The organism is Deinococcus radiopugnans ATCC 19172 (assembly GCF_006335125.1).
Taxonomy (GTDB): Bacteria; Deinococcota; Deinococci; order Deinococcales; family Deinococcaceae; genus Deinococcus; species Deinococcus radiopugnans.
In genome coordinates this window covers 44,683-59,774 of record NZ_VDMO01000021.1, presented here as the reverse complement: position 1 = coordinate 59,774, position 15,092 = coordinate 44,683, and the positions used below count along the sequence as shown (strand labels likewise).

The 15,092-nt window shown below is 68.2% G+C and carries 17 protein-coding genes; 11 read left to right on the top strand and 6 right to left on the bottom strand.

Going from position 1 to position 15,092, the window contains the following annotated elements:
- Positions 1-205: 205 nt before the first annotated feature.
- The 3 genes from FHR04_RS16315 to FHR04_RS16305 form a co-directional block, all read right to left on the bottom strand.
- Positions 206-712 (bottom strand): hypothetical protein, encoded by a 507-nt coding sequence (locus FHR04_RS16315; RefSeq protein ID WP_052195237.1) that lies wholly within the window; start codon positions 710-712, stop codon positions 206-208.
- A 228-nt stretch (positions 713-940) separates the two neighbouring features.
- Positions 941-2,179 carry a TCR/Tet family MFS transporter gene (locus FHR04_RS16310; protein WP_139404331.1) on the bottom strand — a complete coding sequence of 413 codons (1,239 nt, stop codon included), beginning with the start codon at positions 2,177-2,179 and terminating at the stop codon, positions 941-943.
- A gap of 191 nt (positions 2,180-2,370) precedes the next feature.
- Entirely contained in the window at positions 2,371-3,030 is a 660-nt protein-coding gene (locus FHR04_RS16305; protein WP_139404330.1) for a nitroreductase family protein, read from the bottom strand.
- Between the two features lie 88 nt (positions 3,031-3,118).
- Here FHR04_RS16305 and FHR04_RS16300 point away from each other — a divergent pair, with 88 nt between their 5' ends.
- From FHR04_RS16300 to FHR04_RS16275, 6 genes are all read left to right on the top strand, one after another.
- Positions 3,119-3,505: a winged helix-turn-helix transcriptional regulator gene (locus FHR04_RS16300; protein ID WP_052195235.1), complete on the top strand. Its 387-nt coding sequence runs from the start codon at positions 3,119-3,121 to the stop codon at positions 3,503-3,505.
- A 6-nt stretch (positions 3,506-3,511) separates the two neighbouring features.
- Positions 3,512-3,742, top strand: a complete 231-nt coding sequence (locus FHR04_RS16295; RefSeq protein WP_249039170.1) for a hypothetical protein — start codon at positions 3,512-3,514, stop codon at positions 3,740-3,742.
- 43 nt (positions 3,743-3,785) lie between these two features.
- A complete protein-coding gene (locus tag FHR04_RS16290) occupies positions 3,786-4,358 on the top strand; it encodes a hypothetical protein (protein ID WP_139404329.1) in 573 nt (190 codons plus the stop codon).
- Between the two features lie 433 nt (positions 4,359-4,791).
- Positions 4,792-5,763 (top strand): aldo/keto reductase, encoded by a 972-nt coding sequence (locus FHR04_RS16285; RefSeq protein WP_139404328.1) that lies wholly within the window; start codon positions 4,792-4,794, stop codon positions 5,761-5,763.
- Positions 5,760-6,677, top strand: coding sequence for an NAD-dependent epimerase/dehydratase family protein (locus tag FHR04_RS16280; protein WP_249039169.1), 918 nt, complete (start codon positions 5,760-5,762; stop codon positions 6,675-6,677). Before FHR04_RS16285 ends, FHR04_RS16280 begins: the two co-directional genes overlap by 4 nt.
- Positions 6,674-7,666: an SDR family oxidoreductase gene (locus tag FHR04_RS16275; protein WP_139404327.1), complete on the top strand. Its 993-nt coding sequence runs from the start codon at positions 6,674-6,676 to the stop codon at positions 7,664-7,666. Before FHR04_RS16280 ends, FHR04_RS16275 begins: the two co-directional genes overlap by 4 nt.
- On the opposite strand, the gene FHR04_RS16270 is transcribed toward FHR04_RS16275, so the two are convergent.
- The 3 genes from FHR04_RS16270 to FHR04_RS16260 all read right to left on the bottom strand — a co-directional run bounded on the left by FHR04_RS16270 (position 7,663) and on the right by FHR04_RS16260 (position 9,821).
- On the bottom strand, positions 7,663-8,148 hold the full coding sequence (locus FHR04_RS16270; RefSeq protein ID WP_139404326.1) for a hypothetical protein: 486 nt from the start codon (positions 8,146-8,148) through the stop codon (positions 7,663-7,665). The genes FHR04_RS16275 and FHR04_RS16270 overlap by 4 nt on opposite strands.
- 203 nt (positions 8,149-8,351) lie before the next feature.
- Complete coding sequence (locus FHR04_RS16265) at positions 8,352-9,026, bottom strand: DUF2270 domain-containing protein (RefSeq protein WP_039686606.1); 675 nt, start codon at positions 9,024-9,026, stop codon at positions 8,352-8,354.
- A 135-nt stretch (positions 9,027-9,161) separates the two neighbouring features.
- Positions 9,162-9,821 carry an MBL fold metallo-hydrolase gene (locus tag FHR04_RS16260; RefSeq protein ID WP_139404325.1) on the bottom strand — a complete coding sequence of 220 codons (660 nt, stop codon included), beginning with the start codon at positions 9,819-9,821 and terminating at the stop codon, positions 9,162-9,164.
- 80 nt (positions 9,822-9,901) lie between these two features.
- Between FHR04_RS16260 and FHR04_RS16255 the strand changes: the two genes are divergently transcribed.
- From FHR04_RS16255 to FHR04_RS16235, 5 genes are all read left to right on the top strand, one after another.
- Complete coding sequence (locus FHR04_RS16255; protein WP_375782587.1) at positions 9,902-10,978, top strand: sensor histidine kinase; 1,077 nt, start codon at positions 9,902-9,904, stop codon at positions 10,976-10,978.
- Positions 10,975-11,559, top strand: coding sequence for a response regulator transcription factor (locus FHR04_RS16250; protein ID WP_039682457.1), 585 nt, complete (start codon positions 10,975-10,977; stop codon positions 11,557-11,559). The genes FHR04_RS16255 and FHR04_RS16250 overlap by 4 nt, the downstream gene beginning before the upstream one ends.
- 94 nt (positions 11,560-11,653) lie before the next feature.
- Positions 11,654-12,256, top strand: a complete 603-nt coding sequence (locus FHR04_RS16245; protein ID WP_139404324.1) for a hypothetical protein — start codon at positions 11,654-11,656, stop codon at positions 12,254-12,256.
- A gap of 403 nt (positions 12,257-12,659) precedes the next feature.
- On the top strand, positions 12,660-13,658 hold the full coding sequence (locus tag FHR04_RS16240) for an NPCBM/NEW2 domain-containing protein (RefSeq protein ID WP_139404323.1): 999 nt from the start codon (positions 12,660-12,662) through the stop codon (positions 13,656-13,658).
- A gap of 93 nt (positions 13,659-13,751) precedes the next feature.
- The gene (locus FHR04_RS16235) at positions 13,752-14,933 is read left to right on the top strand and encodes a pyridoxal phosphate-dependent aminotransferase (RefSeq protein ID WP_139404322.1); all 1,182 of its coding nucleotides are present in this window, start codon (positions 13,752-13,754) and stop codon (positions 14,931-14,933) included.
- Positions 14,934-15,092: the final 159 nt, after the last annotated feature.

Genomic DNA, 15,092 nt, shown 5'->3' with positions numbered 1-15,092 from the left:
CGACGCTCGACGGCGCAGGTACTGGCTTCAAAGAGGCTCCAGAAATCTTCAGCGGAATGCTGGAGGGGTTGGGTAAAAGCAGACTGTTTGATCCTTTTACTGTAAACGATTTATTCGGAGTCCGTATAAGGAACTGCAACACAACATCGCGCCACGGCCCGGGCGGGAGATGACGCCACTTCAGCCCCCGTGGAGACGGCCCCTATTATCTCGGCTTGCCGAACAGCCGGGGAAAGCGGCCTGCCGGTTCGGGGGCGCTGGCCGGAGCGATGCTGGTCTCGAACTCGCGGACGGCGGCCAGCAGGTATTCCGGCACACCAGCTCGGGACAGCTGCTCGGCGTTCATCCATTCGGCGCCCAGCAGTTCGTCCGCACGGGGATTGAGGATGCCCGAGCAGTACTCGCTGCCGAAGATCAGGTTGAGCCGGGCCTCCCCGGCGCCGCTCTGGACCCCCCGCCCCGCGTGGGACCCCACCAGACGCAACTCGGCCACCGCGATGCCGGCCTGCGTCAGCAGCGCACGCCGCAACTGGGATTCCACGACGTTGCTGCCGCTGTTCGAGTCGAGGATCAGCCCCGGCAGGCTGTGCAGCCCGCCGGGCAACAGGGGCACGCGCGGGCGCACCAGCAGGTAGGTGTCGCGCTGCCGCACCAGGACGAAAACGCCGACCTGATAGGCAAGGACCGAAGACGGGGGTTCACTGGTGGGCATGGACACGGGTATCGGGACTCCTGAAAGGAAGATGGGGGGCCGTTCGCTGGTGATTGTAGTGAAGCAAGGGCCTCCCAGCCTAACCCAGCCGCCGCCACAGCCCAACACGATTTGCCGTGAACGCCTCCTGCACGGCGTAAGTCGCGGCCCCAGCAGAAGACAGCCCCCGCCTTATCCGGTCAGGGGCTGTCGTTCATTTCTCAGAGTGGTATGGCTGCGTTCGGGTGGCTAGCCGCTCGCGCTTCCCAACACTGGTTCTTCCGGGGTGCGGCGCAGCACCGACCAGATCATGAACAGGCCCGCCAGCGAGAACACGGCGCCCATGATGAAGGCCGCCCCCGGCACACGCACCGACGCGCCTCCCCCGTTGAAGTACGCGAAGACGGCGGTGGCGATGATCGGCCCCACCACCCCCACCAGACTGGTCAGGCTGGTGATCGCCCCCTGCACGCGGCCCTGCTCGGTCTCGCTGACCTGACGGCTGATCAGGCCCTGGATGGCCGGCTGCGCCAGTCCGCCGCCCGCGCCCACCACCAGCGAGGCGTACAGCACCGGCGAGGTGCGCGCCACGCTCAGGATCAGGAATTCGGCGGTGGACATGATCAGGCCCAGCAGGATGGTGCGCCGCTCTCCCAGCCGCCTGATCGAGATGCCAATCAAGCCGCCCTGTACCCCCGCCGTCAGCAGGCCGAAAAAGGCCAGCGCGACGCCGTTTTGCAGCGGGCTCCAGTTCAGCACGCCCTCGGTGTACAGCACCCAGGTGCTGAAGATGACCTGCCCGGCCAGCCCCAGCAACACGAAGGTCAGGGCCAGGTTTCGCAGCAGCGCGTACTCGCCCAGCGCCTTGAGAGGTGTGAACGGGTTGAGGTCCTTGCGATTGAGCTGCTTGCCCCGCGCCGAGGCCGGCAGCGATTCGGGCAGCACGAAGTAGCCGTACAGCAGGTTCAGGCCGCTGAGGGCCGCCGCCGCCAGAAACGGCACGCGCAGCCCGTACTCGCCCAGCACGCCGCCCAGCGCCGGCCCCAGGATGAAGCCCACGCCGAAGGTGGCCCCCAGCAGCCCGAAGTTTTTGGCCCGGTCGGCGGGCGGCGTCACGTCGGCGATGTAGGCGTTGGCCACCGTCAGGCTGGCCCCGGTGACCCCGGCGATCAGGCGGCCGATCAGCAGCCACCACAGACTGGGCGCAAAGTACAGCAGCAGGTAGTCCAGGGTCACGCCCAGCAGGCTCAGCAGCAGCACCGGCCGCCGCCCGTAGCGGTCACTCAGCGTGCCCAGAATGGGGGCGAAGACGAACTGCATGATCGCGTAGGCGGCGGTCAGTAACCCGATATCGCGCGCCCCGGCCGCCTCCGAGCCGGCCAGCTCTTTGACCAGGCCCGGCAGCACCGGGATGATCAGCCCGATGCCCATGATGTCGATCAGCGCGGTGATGAGGATAAAGATCAGGGCGGCGGGGCGCTTGGACATACACAACCTTCTTTGGAGAAAAGAGATGGGGCAGACGACCGAACCGGCAGGACTCCAGAAGAGTTTCGTCGCCAATGTAATTCCCTGAACACATTACGGCAATAGGCAAAGAGGCGGATGCAAACCGGACGGCGCGTCATCCATCAGCAGAACCGCCCCCACGGCGGAGGGCGGTTCTGAAACAGGGCGGTTTAGTAGAACGTGGCGACCCGCTCGACGGCGTGGCGGTGGTGCGGGAAGCCGTCCTCGGCGCGCTTGCCGATGGGCAGCAGTCCGGCAAACTGGGCGTGTTCGGGCAGGCCCAGCAGTTCGCGCACCTTGTCGGGCTGGAAGCCCAGCATAGGCACGGTGTCGTAGCCCAGGCCGCGCGCCGCGAGCATCACAAACCCGAAGGCGATGTTCGCCTGGGTCAGGCCCCACTGACCGCGCTGGGCCACATCCTGATTCTGGAACTGCCCCCGCAAACCGGCCGCGCGCTTCTGGCGATCATCGTCGCTCATGGTGGCCGGCAGGGTCTGCTCGATGGTGTTCAGCGCGTCTTCCATGTCGCTGTAGACCACGATCACGGCGGGGGCGCTGGTGATCTGGCTCTGGTTGTACGAGACCGCCTGCAGCTGCGCCAGCAGGGCGCGGTCCTGAATCACGGCGAAGCGGGTGGTCTGCACGTTGTTGGCCGTGGGAGCCAGGCCGGCCAGGCGCAGGATCTCGCGCAGATCCCCCTGGCTCATGGGCTCCTGGACGAACTTGCGGATGCTGCGGCGGGTCTCGATGGCCTCGGCGACGGTCAGGGGCTGGGTGGTCTGAGGCTCGGTGGTCTGGGTCTGGGTGTTCTGGGACAGGGTGGCGGTCATGGGCGCAAATTTACGGCAAGCAGTTTAAAATGTCAAGCGGTGTAATCCGCTTCTTAATTGGTTTTGCGTTTAGGTGTAGAATCCTGACATGAACACGACACTCTCCTCTCCCGGCCCCTCTGCCGCCGCAGAGAAGGGGTTCTGTCCGGTGTACCGGGCCATCGGCGTGTTGCAGGAAAAATGGGTCTTGCATATCGTCCGCTCGCTGCTGGACGGTGAGAAAGGCTTCAACGAGCTGGCCCGCGCGGTGGGCGGCTGCAACAGCGCCACGCTGACGCAGCGTCTGGAGCACCTGGAAACGCTGAAGATCATCAGCAAGCGCACCGAGGACACGCACGGCAAACTGGCGCGCAGCGTCTACACGCTGACCCCGGTGGGCCGGGAACTTCAGGGCGTGATCGACGCCATTGACACCTGGGGCCGGGCCCACCTGCTGGAAGGCCAGCCCGGCGTGGCCTCCGCCCAGGGCTGCTGAGCCCCCGTGCTGGCCGCCGTCCTGATCTTCATCGTGTTGCCGGTGGCCCTGATCGCCCTGGCCTTCAGGATGAAGCCGCTGGTGGAGACAGACCGGGGGCGCGGCGACGCGCTGGGCGGCATGCGAGCGGCGGGCGGCATGTTCGGCAGCCACGGCCTGGCCCCGGACGAGCGTGCCGTGCGCGAGGACACCGAACGGGTGCGTTTTGATCTGGCTCAGGTCAAGACCCGTGAGTGAAGCCGCAAGTCTGGCCGGGTCATGGCTGGTCTAAGCTGAGGGCATGAGCCTTAAAGACAACTTCACGGCAGACGAGTGGTTCAAGGTGATGACCGGCCCCGGACGCGCGGGCGCGGCGGTGGTGGCCGCCAGCCCCAGCGGCGTGACTGGCCTGCTGGCCGAGGCCGGGGCCATTGCCGCCGCCGTGCGCGAGAGCGTGAGCCGCGAGCGCCGCACCCCGCTGATGGAAGCGATGGCCGCCGATCTGCTGGGCCAGCCTGCCGCCCGCGCCCCCGAGCAGGAACGCGCCCGCAACGTGGAAGACGTGAAAAACCAGAGCCTGGAAGGGGTACGTCAGGCCATGTGGCTGGTCAACGCCAAGACCAGCCCGGAAGACGCCGCCGCCTACCGCGACATGCTGATGCTGGTGGCCGAGCGCACCGCCGAGGCCGCCACCGAAGGCGGATTCCTGGGCATCGGCGGCGAACGGGTGAACGACAAGGAACGCGCCGTGATCGAGGAATTACGTCAGATGCTGGGGGGCAGCGGCTCAGGCGTCATCACGCACGAAACGCCCCCCGAAGCGCTGGACAGGCGGCCAGAGCCGGGGCCGGACGGTTCAGGCAACAGCAACTGAGCAGCGACTGAAGTTCAGCCGAGATTCACAGGGGCGGCCACCGCAATTCGGTGGCCGCCCCTTCCTTTGCACCCGTCGATGGTGCGCGCCGACGGAGGTCATGGGCCACGACAAGGGCGCCCGGAGGCTTCGGCTGTGCCCCTGATACGGACTCCGATTGAAAGGTGTTGAAAACACCTGAAAATCCGAGCGAGAGGAGCAGCGTCCTCCCTGCGGGCTGTTCCAGTCATGGGCGTCTGTTCGCGACGACAGCGAGAATGAGGAAAACGGGTTCCGGACGTGGAGTGTAGAGATCGGAGCTGTCGCGATGTCTGTCGCGTTACAAACGGAATCCGTATGAGCCCTCGCAAGCATGAAGGCATGGCCAGGATGACGCTGCCCCGCCTAGGGGTGTAGCGTCGGGACGAACACCGCACACAAGGAGGCGTCACCGATGGACTACCGTCACCTGGGCCGCACCGGCCTGAAAGTCAGCCCACTGTGCCTGGGCACCATGAACTTCGGCCCGGAAACCACCGAGCAGGACAGCCACCGGATCATGGACCTGGCGCTGGAGCGAGGCGTCAACTTCTTCGACACCGCCAACGTGTATGGCCGCAAACCCGGCGAGGGCGTGACCGAGCAGATCGTGGGCCGCTGGCTGGAAAGCAACCCTGGCAACCGCGACCGCATCGTGCTGGCCACCAAGGTCTACGGCAAGATGGGCGACGGCCCCAACGATCAGAAGCTCTCGGCGTACCACATCCGCAAGGCGTGCGAGGACAGCCTGCGCCGCCTGAAGACCGACCACATCGACCTGTACCAGATGCATCACATTGACCGCGCAACCCCCTGGGAAGAGGTCTGGCAGGCGATGGAGCAACTCGTCCGCGAGGGCAAGGTGCTGTACGTGGGCAGCAGCAACTTCGCGGGCTGGAACATCGCGCAGGCCAACACGCTGGCCGCGCAACGCCACTTCATGGGCCTGGTGTCCGAGCAGAGCCTGTACAACCTGTCGGCGCGCACCATCGAGCTGGAGGTCATTCCGGCGTGTCAGGCGCTGGGCCTGGGCCTGATTCCCTGGAGCCCGCTGGGCGGCGGTCTGCTGGGCGGCGCGCTGCAAAAAGCCGAGGGGGGCCGCCGCGCCAGTGAGAACATGCAAAAGCAGATCGAGAAACACCGCCCGCAACTGGAGCGCTACGAGGCGCTGTGCCGGGAGTTGGGCGAGTCGCCGGCGGACGTGGCGCTGGCGTGGCTGCTGCACCGGCCTGCCGTGACGGCCCCGATCATCGGCCCGCGCACGGCGGAGCAATTGGAGGGCGCATTGAGGGCGCTGGACATCAAGCTGACGGAGGACACCCTGAAGACGCTGGACGACATCTGGCCCGGCCCCGGCGGACAGGCCCCGGAAGCCTACGCGTGGTGAGGGACGCTTCCCAGGCTGCGCCGATAGGGCCGGTGGTGCTGACCGGCGCGGCGGGCCGGGCCGGACGCGCCACCCTGCGACACCTGCTGGAACACGGCCACGAGGTCATCGCCGTGGATCTTCAGCCCATTTCCAGACCGGACGGCGACTTCCCTGGCACCCTCAAGGCCACCCTGCGGGCCGATCTAACCGATCTGGGCCAGACGCTGGAGGTCATGCACGGGGCGGGCAGCGTGGTGCATCTGGCGAATATTCCCGCTCCGGATCTGCAGGCCGCGCACCACACCTTCGTGCAGAACGTGAGTATGAACCACAGCGTCTTCACGGCGGCCACCCTGCTGGGGCTGGGCCGGGTGGTCTGGGCGTCCAGCGAGACCACGCTGGGGCTGCCCTTCGACGTGCCGCCCGAATACGCCCCGGTGGACGAGGCGCACTACCCGCACCCCGAGTCGTCGTACGCCCTGAGCAAGGTGGTCACCGAGACGATGGCCGCCGATTTCTCGCGCAAGACGGGGATTCCCTACGTGGCCCTGCGCTTTTCCAACATTCTGGGGCCGGAGGAGTACCGCCGCTTTCCGGCACTGGCCTGGCCCGATCCGCAGGCCCGCAAGTGGAACCTGTGGGGCTACATCGACGAACGCGACGCCGCGCTGGCCTGCCGCCTGGCGCTGACCGCGCCGCTCGCGGGGGCCAGCAGCTTCATCATCGCCGCCGCCGACACGGTGATGCCGGTGCCGTCGCGCACGCTGATGGAACAGGTGTTTCCTGGGGTGCCGCTGCGCGAACCGCTGAAAGACTTTGAGACCCTGCTCAGCATCGACCACGCCCGGCAGCACCTCGGCTTCGAGCCCCGGCACTCCTGGCGCGACACGCTGGACGGACCGGAGGCGGACCAGCCGGGCGAACGCGCGTGAACGTCCTGTTCATCGGCGGCACCGGCATCATCAGCTCGGCGTGTTCGGAACGGGCGCTGGCGCAGGGCATGGAGCTGTACCTGCTCAACCGGGGCGAGTCCTCCCGACCCGTGCCGGACGGCGCAAAAGTATTGCGAGGCGACATCCGCGATCCGGAGAGTGTCCGGCGGGCGCTGGGCGATCTCGAGTTCGACGCCGTGGTGGACTGGGTGGCCTTCACGCCCGAACACATCGAGACCGATCTGGCACTGTTCACCGGGCGCACCCGGCAGTACGTGTTCATCAGCTCGGCCTCGGCGTACCAGAAGCCGCTGGGGCACCTGCCCATCACCGAGTCCACCCCGCTGCACAACCCGTTCTGGGGGTACTCGCGCGACAAGATCGCCTGCGAGGAGCGGCTGACGCGCGCCTACCGCGAGGACGGCTTTCCGGTGACCATCGTGCGGCCCTCGCACACCTATGACCGCACCCTGCTGCCGATGGACGGCGGCTGGACGGTGGTAGACCGCATGCGCCGGGGCAAACCCGTGATCGTCCACGGCGACGGCACCTCGCTGTGGACGCTGACCCACCACCGCGACTTCGCCGTGGGGTTCGTGGGTCTGCTGGGCCGCCCGGCGGTGCTGGGCGAGGCGGTGCAGATCACCGGCGACGAGTGGCTGACCTGGAACCAGATTTTCGAGCTGGTGGCCGGGGCGGCGGGCGTCAAGCCGCAACTGGTGCATGTGCCGTCCGAGACCATCGCCGCCTTCGCTCCCAACTGGGGCGCGGGGCTGCTGGGCGACAAGGCCCACAGCGTCATTTTCGACAACAGCAAGATCAAGCGGCTGGTGCCGGAGTTCCGCGCCACCATCCCCTACGCACGCGGCGTGCGCGAGGTGCTGGCGTGGTACGACGCCGATCCGGCCCGGCAGGTGGTGGACGAGGGGTTAGACCGGCTGATGGACGAGATCATCGCGCAGGTTCGGGCGCTGGGGCCGCAGCGCTAGGGGGCAGTTACAGGCGCTGCGGCGGCGGGCGTCGCTGCCGGGGCCGCCTCCCCCACCCGCTCCAGCTCGACGGTGTAGCCCAGCAGTTCACGGCCCAGCAGCACGGTTCGCAGCACCCCACTGATTTTGGATCCGCTCAGGGTGGCGTGCAGGTTGCCCCGGTGCTTGTCGCCGTTCTCGAACAGGTTGAGTTCCAGCGCGCCGCCGTTGCCGCTGCGCTTGAAGGTGCCGCTGGCCGCGTAGGCCTTGCGGCTTTCCAGGTTGGTGATGACCCCGGTGGCGCGGCCCTCGCGCTCCTGCACGGTCAGGGTCATGCGGTAGGGCACCCGGCCCGTGCCGCCCACGCCGATGCCCTCGTAGGTGCCGTTCACGGCGCGTTCCAGTGGGGTCAGCGGGCTGAGGTACGCCCCGAAGGCGCAACCACTGAGGGCGGGGGGCAACAGCAGGGCCGCCGCCGCGAGACAGGCAAGACTTGAGCGCATACCGGAGCTTACGGAGACCTCATGAAGCGCGTCTGATGCGCCCCGTTTGCCCGCCATGCCGGACTCATACGGACTCTGATTGGAAGGTGTTGAAAACACCTGGAAATCCGAGCGAAGCGAGCAGGAGAAAAACATCCCTCCGGACGTGGAGTGTGGAAATCGGAGCTGTCCCGATTTCTGTCGCGTTACAAACGGAATCCGTATCAGCCCTCCTCCAGCGGGTAGGTGCGGGCGGCGCGCACTGCCAGCCAGATCAGGTAGAGGTAGAACACGCCGACGATGGCAAAGACCAGCCAGCCGGGAAAATTGCCGATGTCGGCCAGTGAGAAGGCGTCTGGGAAGGTCAGGACGTAGCCCTTGGGCTGTTCCAGATCCAGCTTGGCAAACCACGCCAGCAGCACCGCCGCGTAGATCCACAGGTAGTTGCGTCCCAGCCGCCAGCCCAGCGCGTCGTTGCGGCTCATCGGGCTGCGCGGCTTGCCCAGTTCGGCCAGAAGCAGCTGGTGCCAGCCGGGGTCCACCTTGTCGCCCAGCATGGCCGGGTAAAAGAAGCGCTCCATGATCCGCACGCGGTGGTGGGCGATCTCGTAGGTGCGGAAGCGCCGGGCCTCCAGCCGCAGGAAGAAGTAGTTCATGAACATGGCGAACAGGAAGGTGGCGTGGCTGTTGCCCACGTCGCCCAGCGCGAACGAGGCCAGGCCCGCGCTGGTCACCACCGACCAGTTGGTGGTCATGTCGAGGCGCTGCCGCCACGCGGTCATCTTGCCGACCTCGGCGCGGTACAGGTGGATCAGCGCGTTGGCCTGGTTGGTGCTGTAACTGACCTCCGTCAGGCCGGGCGCCAGCACCGCCCCGGCCCCGCCGCCTGCCCCCGGCATCAGCCCCAGACCCCCGTCACGCTGCCCCGGATCCCGCCGCCCCACCGCATCATGTGGCCCAGCGTAGCGCGTTCACGCTGCCGGCGGCCCATCTGACCTGCCACGCTGATCAAGCAGCGCCCATTCCAACAGCCGTCAGCGCAGAAAGGGATTGCTGCGGCGTTCCGCGCCGACCGTGGTGGCCCCGCCGTGACCGGGGTAGACGGCGGTGGCGTCGGGCAGCGCCAGCAGTTCCCGCGTGATGCCTGCCAGCAACGCGGCATGATCGCCCCCCGGCAGGTCCGTGCGCCCGATGCCGCCCTGAAACAGCGTGTCCCCGGCCACCACCACGCCCGGCCCGCCATCTGTGGCGGCCAGGAAGACCACATGCCCCGGCGCGTGGCCCGGCAATTCGCGGGCGGTCAGGGTCAGGTCGCCCGCCGTGAAGGTCTGGTCCTGCGCGATCTCGTGGTCCGGCGCGTCAGGCTGGATGAAGGGCAGGTTCCAGCGCCCCGCCGACGCCGCGCCCATGCGGTACAGCGGCAGATCGGCGGGGTGCAGCCAGACCGGCACCTGCAACGCCTCGCGAACGGGCTGCACCGCCCCGATGTGATCGAAATGCGCGTGCGTCAGCAGAATGCCGCGCACCGTCACGCCTGAATCGCGCACCAGCGCCAGAATCCGGTCCGCGTCGTCGCCGGGATCGAAGAGGAAGCCCTCATTCTGCGTGCCTGCCGCCAGGACAGCGTTTTCCTGCAGGGGGCCGGTGGGCAGGGACCACACGCGAACGTGACCATGGACAGTCGGTTGAAGCATGGGCGCAGTGTAGCGGCCAGCCCCACCCCTCCCCCGCACCGTGAGGGTTCTGTCAGACCCCCCTCCCTAAGCTGAGTTTCGTGAGTGGCCGCCTGATCACCGAATCCCCTGGGCAGGATCTGGCCGGACGCCGCCGGGCGTCGCGCAACACCCTGCGCGCCCAGTTCGCGCTGGTGATCTTTCTGCTGGCGTTCCTGCCCAATCTGGTCCTCACGTTGACCGCCCAGTCCACCCTGCCGGCCGGGGCGCTGATGGGCTGGATGCTGCTGGTGGGCGTGCTGTGCGGCATGGTGGGCTACGTGCTGAGCGGAGCGCTGCTGCGGCCCCTGAGCCGCCTGCAGACCGAGGTGGAGGGCGGCGAACTCAGGGCCCACACCGACGATCCAGCGGAAATCCTGCGGCTGCGCCGCGCCTTCTCGGACCTGCTGGCCCGCCTGGGCACCGAGCAGACGCGCCGCAACGCCTTCATGGCGACGCTGGTGCACGACCTGAAAACCCCGCTGGTCGCCGCCGGGCACCTGACCCACGCGCTGGTCCACCTGCCGCTGCCCGAGGCCGAGCGCCGCGAGGTGGGGGCGCAGATGGGGGCCGAGACCGCCCGCCTGCTGGCGCTGGTGCAGCAGATGGCCGACGCCCACCGCTTCGAGCGCGAGGACGTGACGGTCCAGAGCGCCCCCACCGATCTGCGTGCATTGATCGACGGCGTGGCCCGGCGCCTTCAGCCGCAGGCCGAGTGGGGCGGCCTGGAACTGACGGTAGACGGCAGCGGCCACGCCCCCGCCGACGCCCCGGTGCTGGAACGCGCCGTGACCAACCTGACCGAAAACGCCCTGCGCTACGCCCGTTCACGCGTCGAACTGCGGGTCACACCCAGTGGGCTGGTGGTGGCCGACGACGGCCCCGGCCTGGGCGGCTCACTGGCACAACTGGCGCAGCCGTTTACCTCGCAGCCCACCACCATCGCCGGCCAGCAGTACACCGCCGGCACCGCCGGGCTGGGGCTGTTCATCGCCCGCCGCATCGCCGAGGCGCACGGCGGCGGGTTGCACTACTCCCACCAACCCCACGAGCTGTCCTCCCAGGACCCCGCCTCCCCGCCGCCCGCATCCACCCTGCCCACCGTTTTCACGCTGACTCTTCCGGAGGTCACCCCATGAGACTTGTTATCGCCGACGATCACCCGCTGTTCCGCATGGGCCTCAAGTACGCCCTGATGCACCAGGGCTTCGACGTGGTGGCCGAGGCTGCCGACGGCCTGAGCGCCCTGGACGCCTGCCGCACGCTGCAACCCGACGCCGCGCTGCTGGACATCAAGATGCCCGGCATGACCGGCATCGAGGTCTGCGAGCGGCTGCGCATGACCCACCCGCAGGTCGTCAGCGTGCTGATCACCACCTTCGCCGAACCCGCCATCGTGCAGGCCGCCCGCGCCGCCGGGGCCCGCGGCTATGTCAGCAAGGAAACCGATCCCGAGAGCCTGGCCCGGCAGCTGCGCGACATCGTGGCCCACCCGGAAATCGACCGTCTGCCGCAGGTGGACGTGCCCCGGCTGACCCCCCGCGAATCCGAGGTGCTGCCGCTGCTGGCCCAGGGCTACAGCAACAAGGAAATCGCCAAGAACCTGGGCGTTAGCCCCGACACGGTCAAGGACCATCTGGCCCGCCTGTACGCCAAGCTGGACGCCGGGGACCGGACCCAGGCGGTCAGCCGCGCCCGCAGCATCGGCCTGCTGCACTGAGGAGCGCCGGGGGATTTGCGCCGGGGAGGGGGCTTGCGGGCCTTCTTCCCCATTCTTGTGCCGCGTCCCTTCTGCTCTCCGCTACTCTCGTTGCATGTCGAAACCCACCCTGACCCGTGCCCTGGCGCTGGCCCTCGCCGCTGTTCCCTTCGCCAGTGCCCAGACCGCGCCCGGCACGCCCATCTTCGTTCAGCCGCCCCAGCAGCAGACGCCCGAACTGGTGCCGAGCGTGCCGCAGCTCCCAGAGATGCCCCAGGCTCAGCCCACGCGGGACCGCTTCACCGTCTGGGGCGGTCTGGGCACCGAGCTGTACGTCCTGCCCGGCGTAACCATCGGGGCCAGCGCGCCGCTGGGCCGCGTGGGCAACGTGAATCTGGCCCTGCGCGCGGGCGCCGAGGCCATCCTCATTCCACTGGCCGATGCCCCCGGCCCGCTGCCCATCGTGAACGCAGCTCTGCTGCTCTCACCGTCGGGTGGTGGGCGCGGGCTGCAGGTCTACGGTGGCCCCAGCGTGGGCACGGTGCTGGGTTACGCGTGGCTGCTGGGCGGCGTGGCCGGGGTGCGCGGCGACTTCGGCGCGGGGCCGTGGGGCTACTTCGCCGAGGGCAAGGCCCGCATGCTGTTCATCGGGACAGGAGATGGCGGAGCGGCGCTGTTCACGCCGGGCGTCAATCTGGGGGTCACGTACCGCTTCTAGAGCATTTGTCAGAAGGGCTGTTTGCTTTTGACCGAACGGACTGGCACAGCTCGCAGAGAGTGAGTGGATTTTGCTGAGCATTTGGGCCTGGTACAGCTCCGAAGGAGAGAATGGAGGCATCAGAAGTCTTTTTTCTGATGCAGCAATTCGGACAACTGCTCTAGCCTGCCGTTGCTGAAATCACGACAAGGCCGCGCGGGAAGTCCAGTTCGCCCTGGCCCCGATCATGCCCCGGTCATGAGGCTCGGCGCAGCATGACCCCATTCCAGCCGGGCAGCAGCCGTCCAACCTCACGCCTGCCGGCTGGGACAGGAGCGCCGCAGCGCCAACACGGCTGGCGCCTCCGCATCCGCGCCGCGTCCATCCGCCCGCCTCGCCCACCAACAGTTCAAGGGGTGATGCCATGTCCGTTGCCAGGCTCTTTCCGTCCGTCACGTCCGCCGTGGTCCTCTGCGCGCTGCTTGCCGGTTGCGGCACCACTCCAGACTCGTCTGCCGAGATGGACCCCTACGCGGGCGGCGCGTCCTTCCCGTGGACCTACACGGCTCCGGCGGGGTCCCTCGGTCCCCAGCGGCTGACCGCGGCCCTCAACACCCTGTCGTTCGAGACCCTGCTGGGTGCGTCCAACGGCTGGGGGCCGATTGAACCAGACCGCAGCAACGGCGAGCAGGCGCGCGGTGACGGGCGCACCCTGACCCTGGCCGGCGTGCCCTACGCCAGGGGCTTCGGCACCCACGCGGGCAGCGAGATGCGTTTCTCACTGCAGGGCTACAACGGGGCACGCTGCACCCGCCTGACCTCGGACATCGGGGTGGATGACGAGGTGGGCCACCGGGGCAGCGTGGTGTTCCAGGTCTTCCTGGACGGGGTGCTGGCGTATGACAGCGGCACCATGACCGGCGCGAGCGCCACGCGCCGCATTGACCTGGACCTCCGCGGCCAGGGTGAGCTGCGGCTGGTGGTGGGGGACGCCGGGGACGGCATCGACTACGATCACGCCGACTGGGCCAATCCCCAGGTGCGCTGCGAGAACGACTCGGCCGCCGATCTGCGCTACGCCTTTGAGTTCCCTGAGCCCCTCAACGCCCGCTACGGTCAGCAGGTCACGGCCACCCTGCGCGTCAGCGACGAGCCGGGGCACACCAGCGGCCCGGTCTCGTTCCAGCTCTCGGTGTTCCACTGGTCCAGCCCCGGCGCCCCGCCCGCGCAACTGGCCGAACCCAACCGCGTGTACGCCGCCACCACCCTGCCGGCGGAGTTCCCCGTCCGCCTGAATCTCACGGCGCCCTATCCGGACGGGTTCACCCCGCCCACCGGCCCGGTGGAACTGACCCTGGCCGCCCGACTGGAAGACCGGGGCTTTTTCCGGCGGGCCTACCTGAACTGGAACGTGCTGCCGTAGAGCCGCATATTGCAGCCGCCGCACGTCGACGCGCCGCCGTCCATCTAAGGCGGCGCGTTTTCCCGCTGCCTCCGGCCCTGTACCCTGAACCCCATGAGCAGCCCCTTTGCCCTGTCGGCGCGCGCGCTGAGCCTCAAGCCCTCCTCGACGGTGGCGGTGACCAGCCGCGCACTGGAGCTGCAAAAAGCCGGGGTGGACGTGATCAGCATGAGCGTGGGCGAGCCGGACTTCGACACGCCGGCGCACATCAAGGCCGCCGCCATCCGCGCCATCGAGGCGGGCAAGACCCGCTACACCCCGGTCAGCGGCATCCCCGAACTGCGGGCGGCCATCAGCGCCAAGTTCCGGCGCGAGAACGGGCTGGAGTACACGCCGGACGCGGTGACGGTCACGTCGGGCGGCAAGCAGGCGCTGTTCAACGCCTTTCTCGCGCTGCTCAATCCAGGCGACGAGGTGCTGATTCCCGCGCCGTACTGGGTCAGCTACCCGGAGATGGTGGCGCTGACCGGGGCGTTTCCGGTGCCGGTGCCGACGCACGCGGCGGGCGGCTTTCAGCTTGATCCCCAGGCGCTGGAGGCCCGCGTCACCCCCATGACCCGCATGATCGTGCTGAACAGCCCCGGCAACCCCACCGGAGCGGTGTTCACGCCGGAGGTGTTGCAGGCGGTGGCCGAGGTGGCGATGCGCCACAACCTGATGATCGTCACCGACGAGATGTACGAGCATCTGGTGTACGACGCCGCTCAGGTCAGCATCGGCACCTTCGCGCCGCAGCATACGCTGACCGTGAACGGGGCCAGCAAGGCGTACGCCATGACCGGCTGGCGCATCGGCTACGCGGGCGGACCGAAAGCGGTGATCGCCGCCATGAACGCCCTGCAGTCGCAGAGCACCAGCAACGCCAGCAGCGTGTCGCAGTACGCCGCCCTGGCCGCCTTCGAGCAGCACGAGGAGACCACGCGATTTATCGAGATGACCCTGGGGGCCTACCGCCAGCGGCGCGACCGCATCGTGGCCGGGCTGAACGCGCTGGGTCTGAAAACGCCCACGCCGCAGGGGGCCTTCTACGTGATGGCCGACACCACCCGCATCCATCCAGACGAGCTGGAGGCCGCCCGCATCATCCTCGACGACGCGCGGGTAGCCGTGGTGCCCGGCACCGATTTCGCCGCCCCCGGTCAGGTCCGCCTGAGCTACGCCACCAGCATGAACAACATTGAGGAAGTGCTGCGGCGGCTGGACGGATTGCTCCAAACGCGGGCGCACCAGGAATGAGCGACTGAGCCTGCCCGAGCGCCGACAAACGCCCTGGCTGCGTGAGGCGCTGCGTGGGGCGGCCTGCGGGACTCAGGGGGACGTGGTGGCGAGGGTTTCCGGATAGGCTGGCCCTGAATCTTGCCGACATCCTGCGGCCTGGACGTCCATAATCGCGCC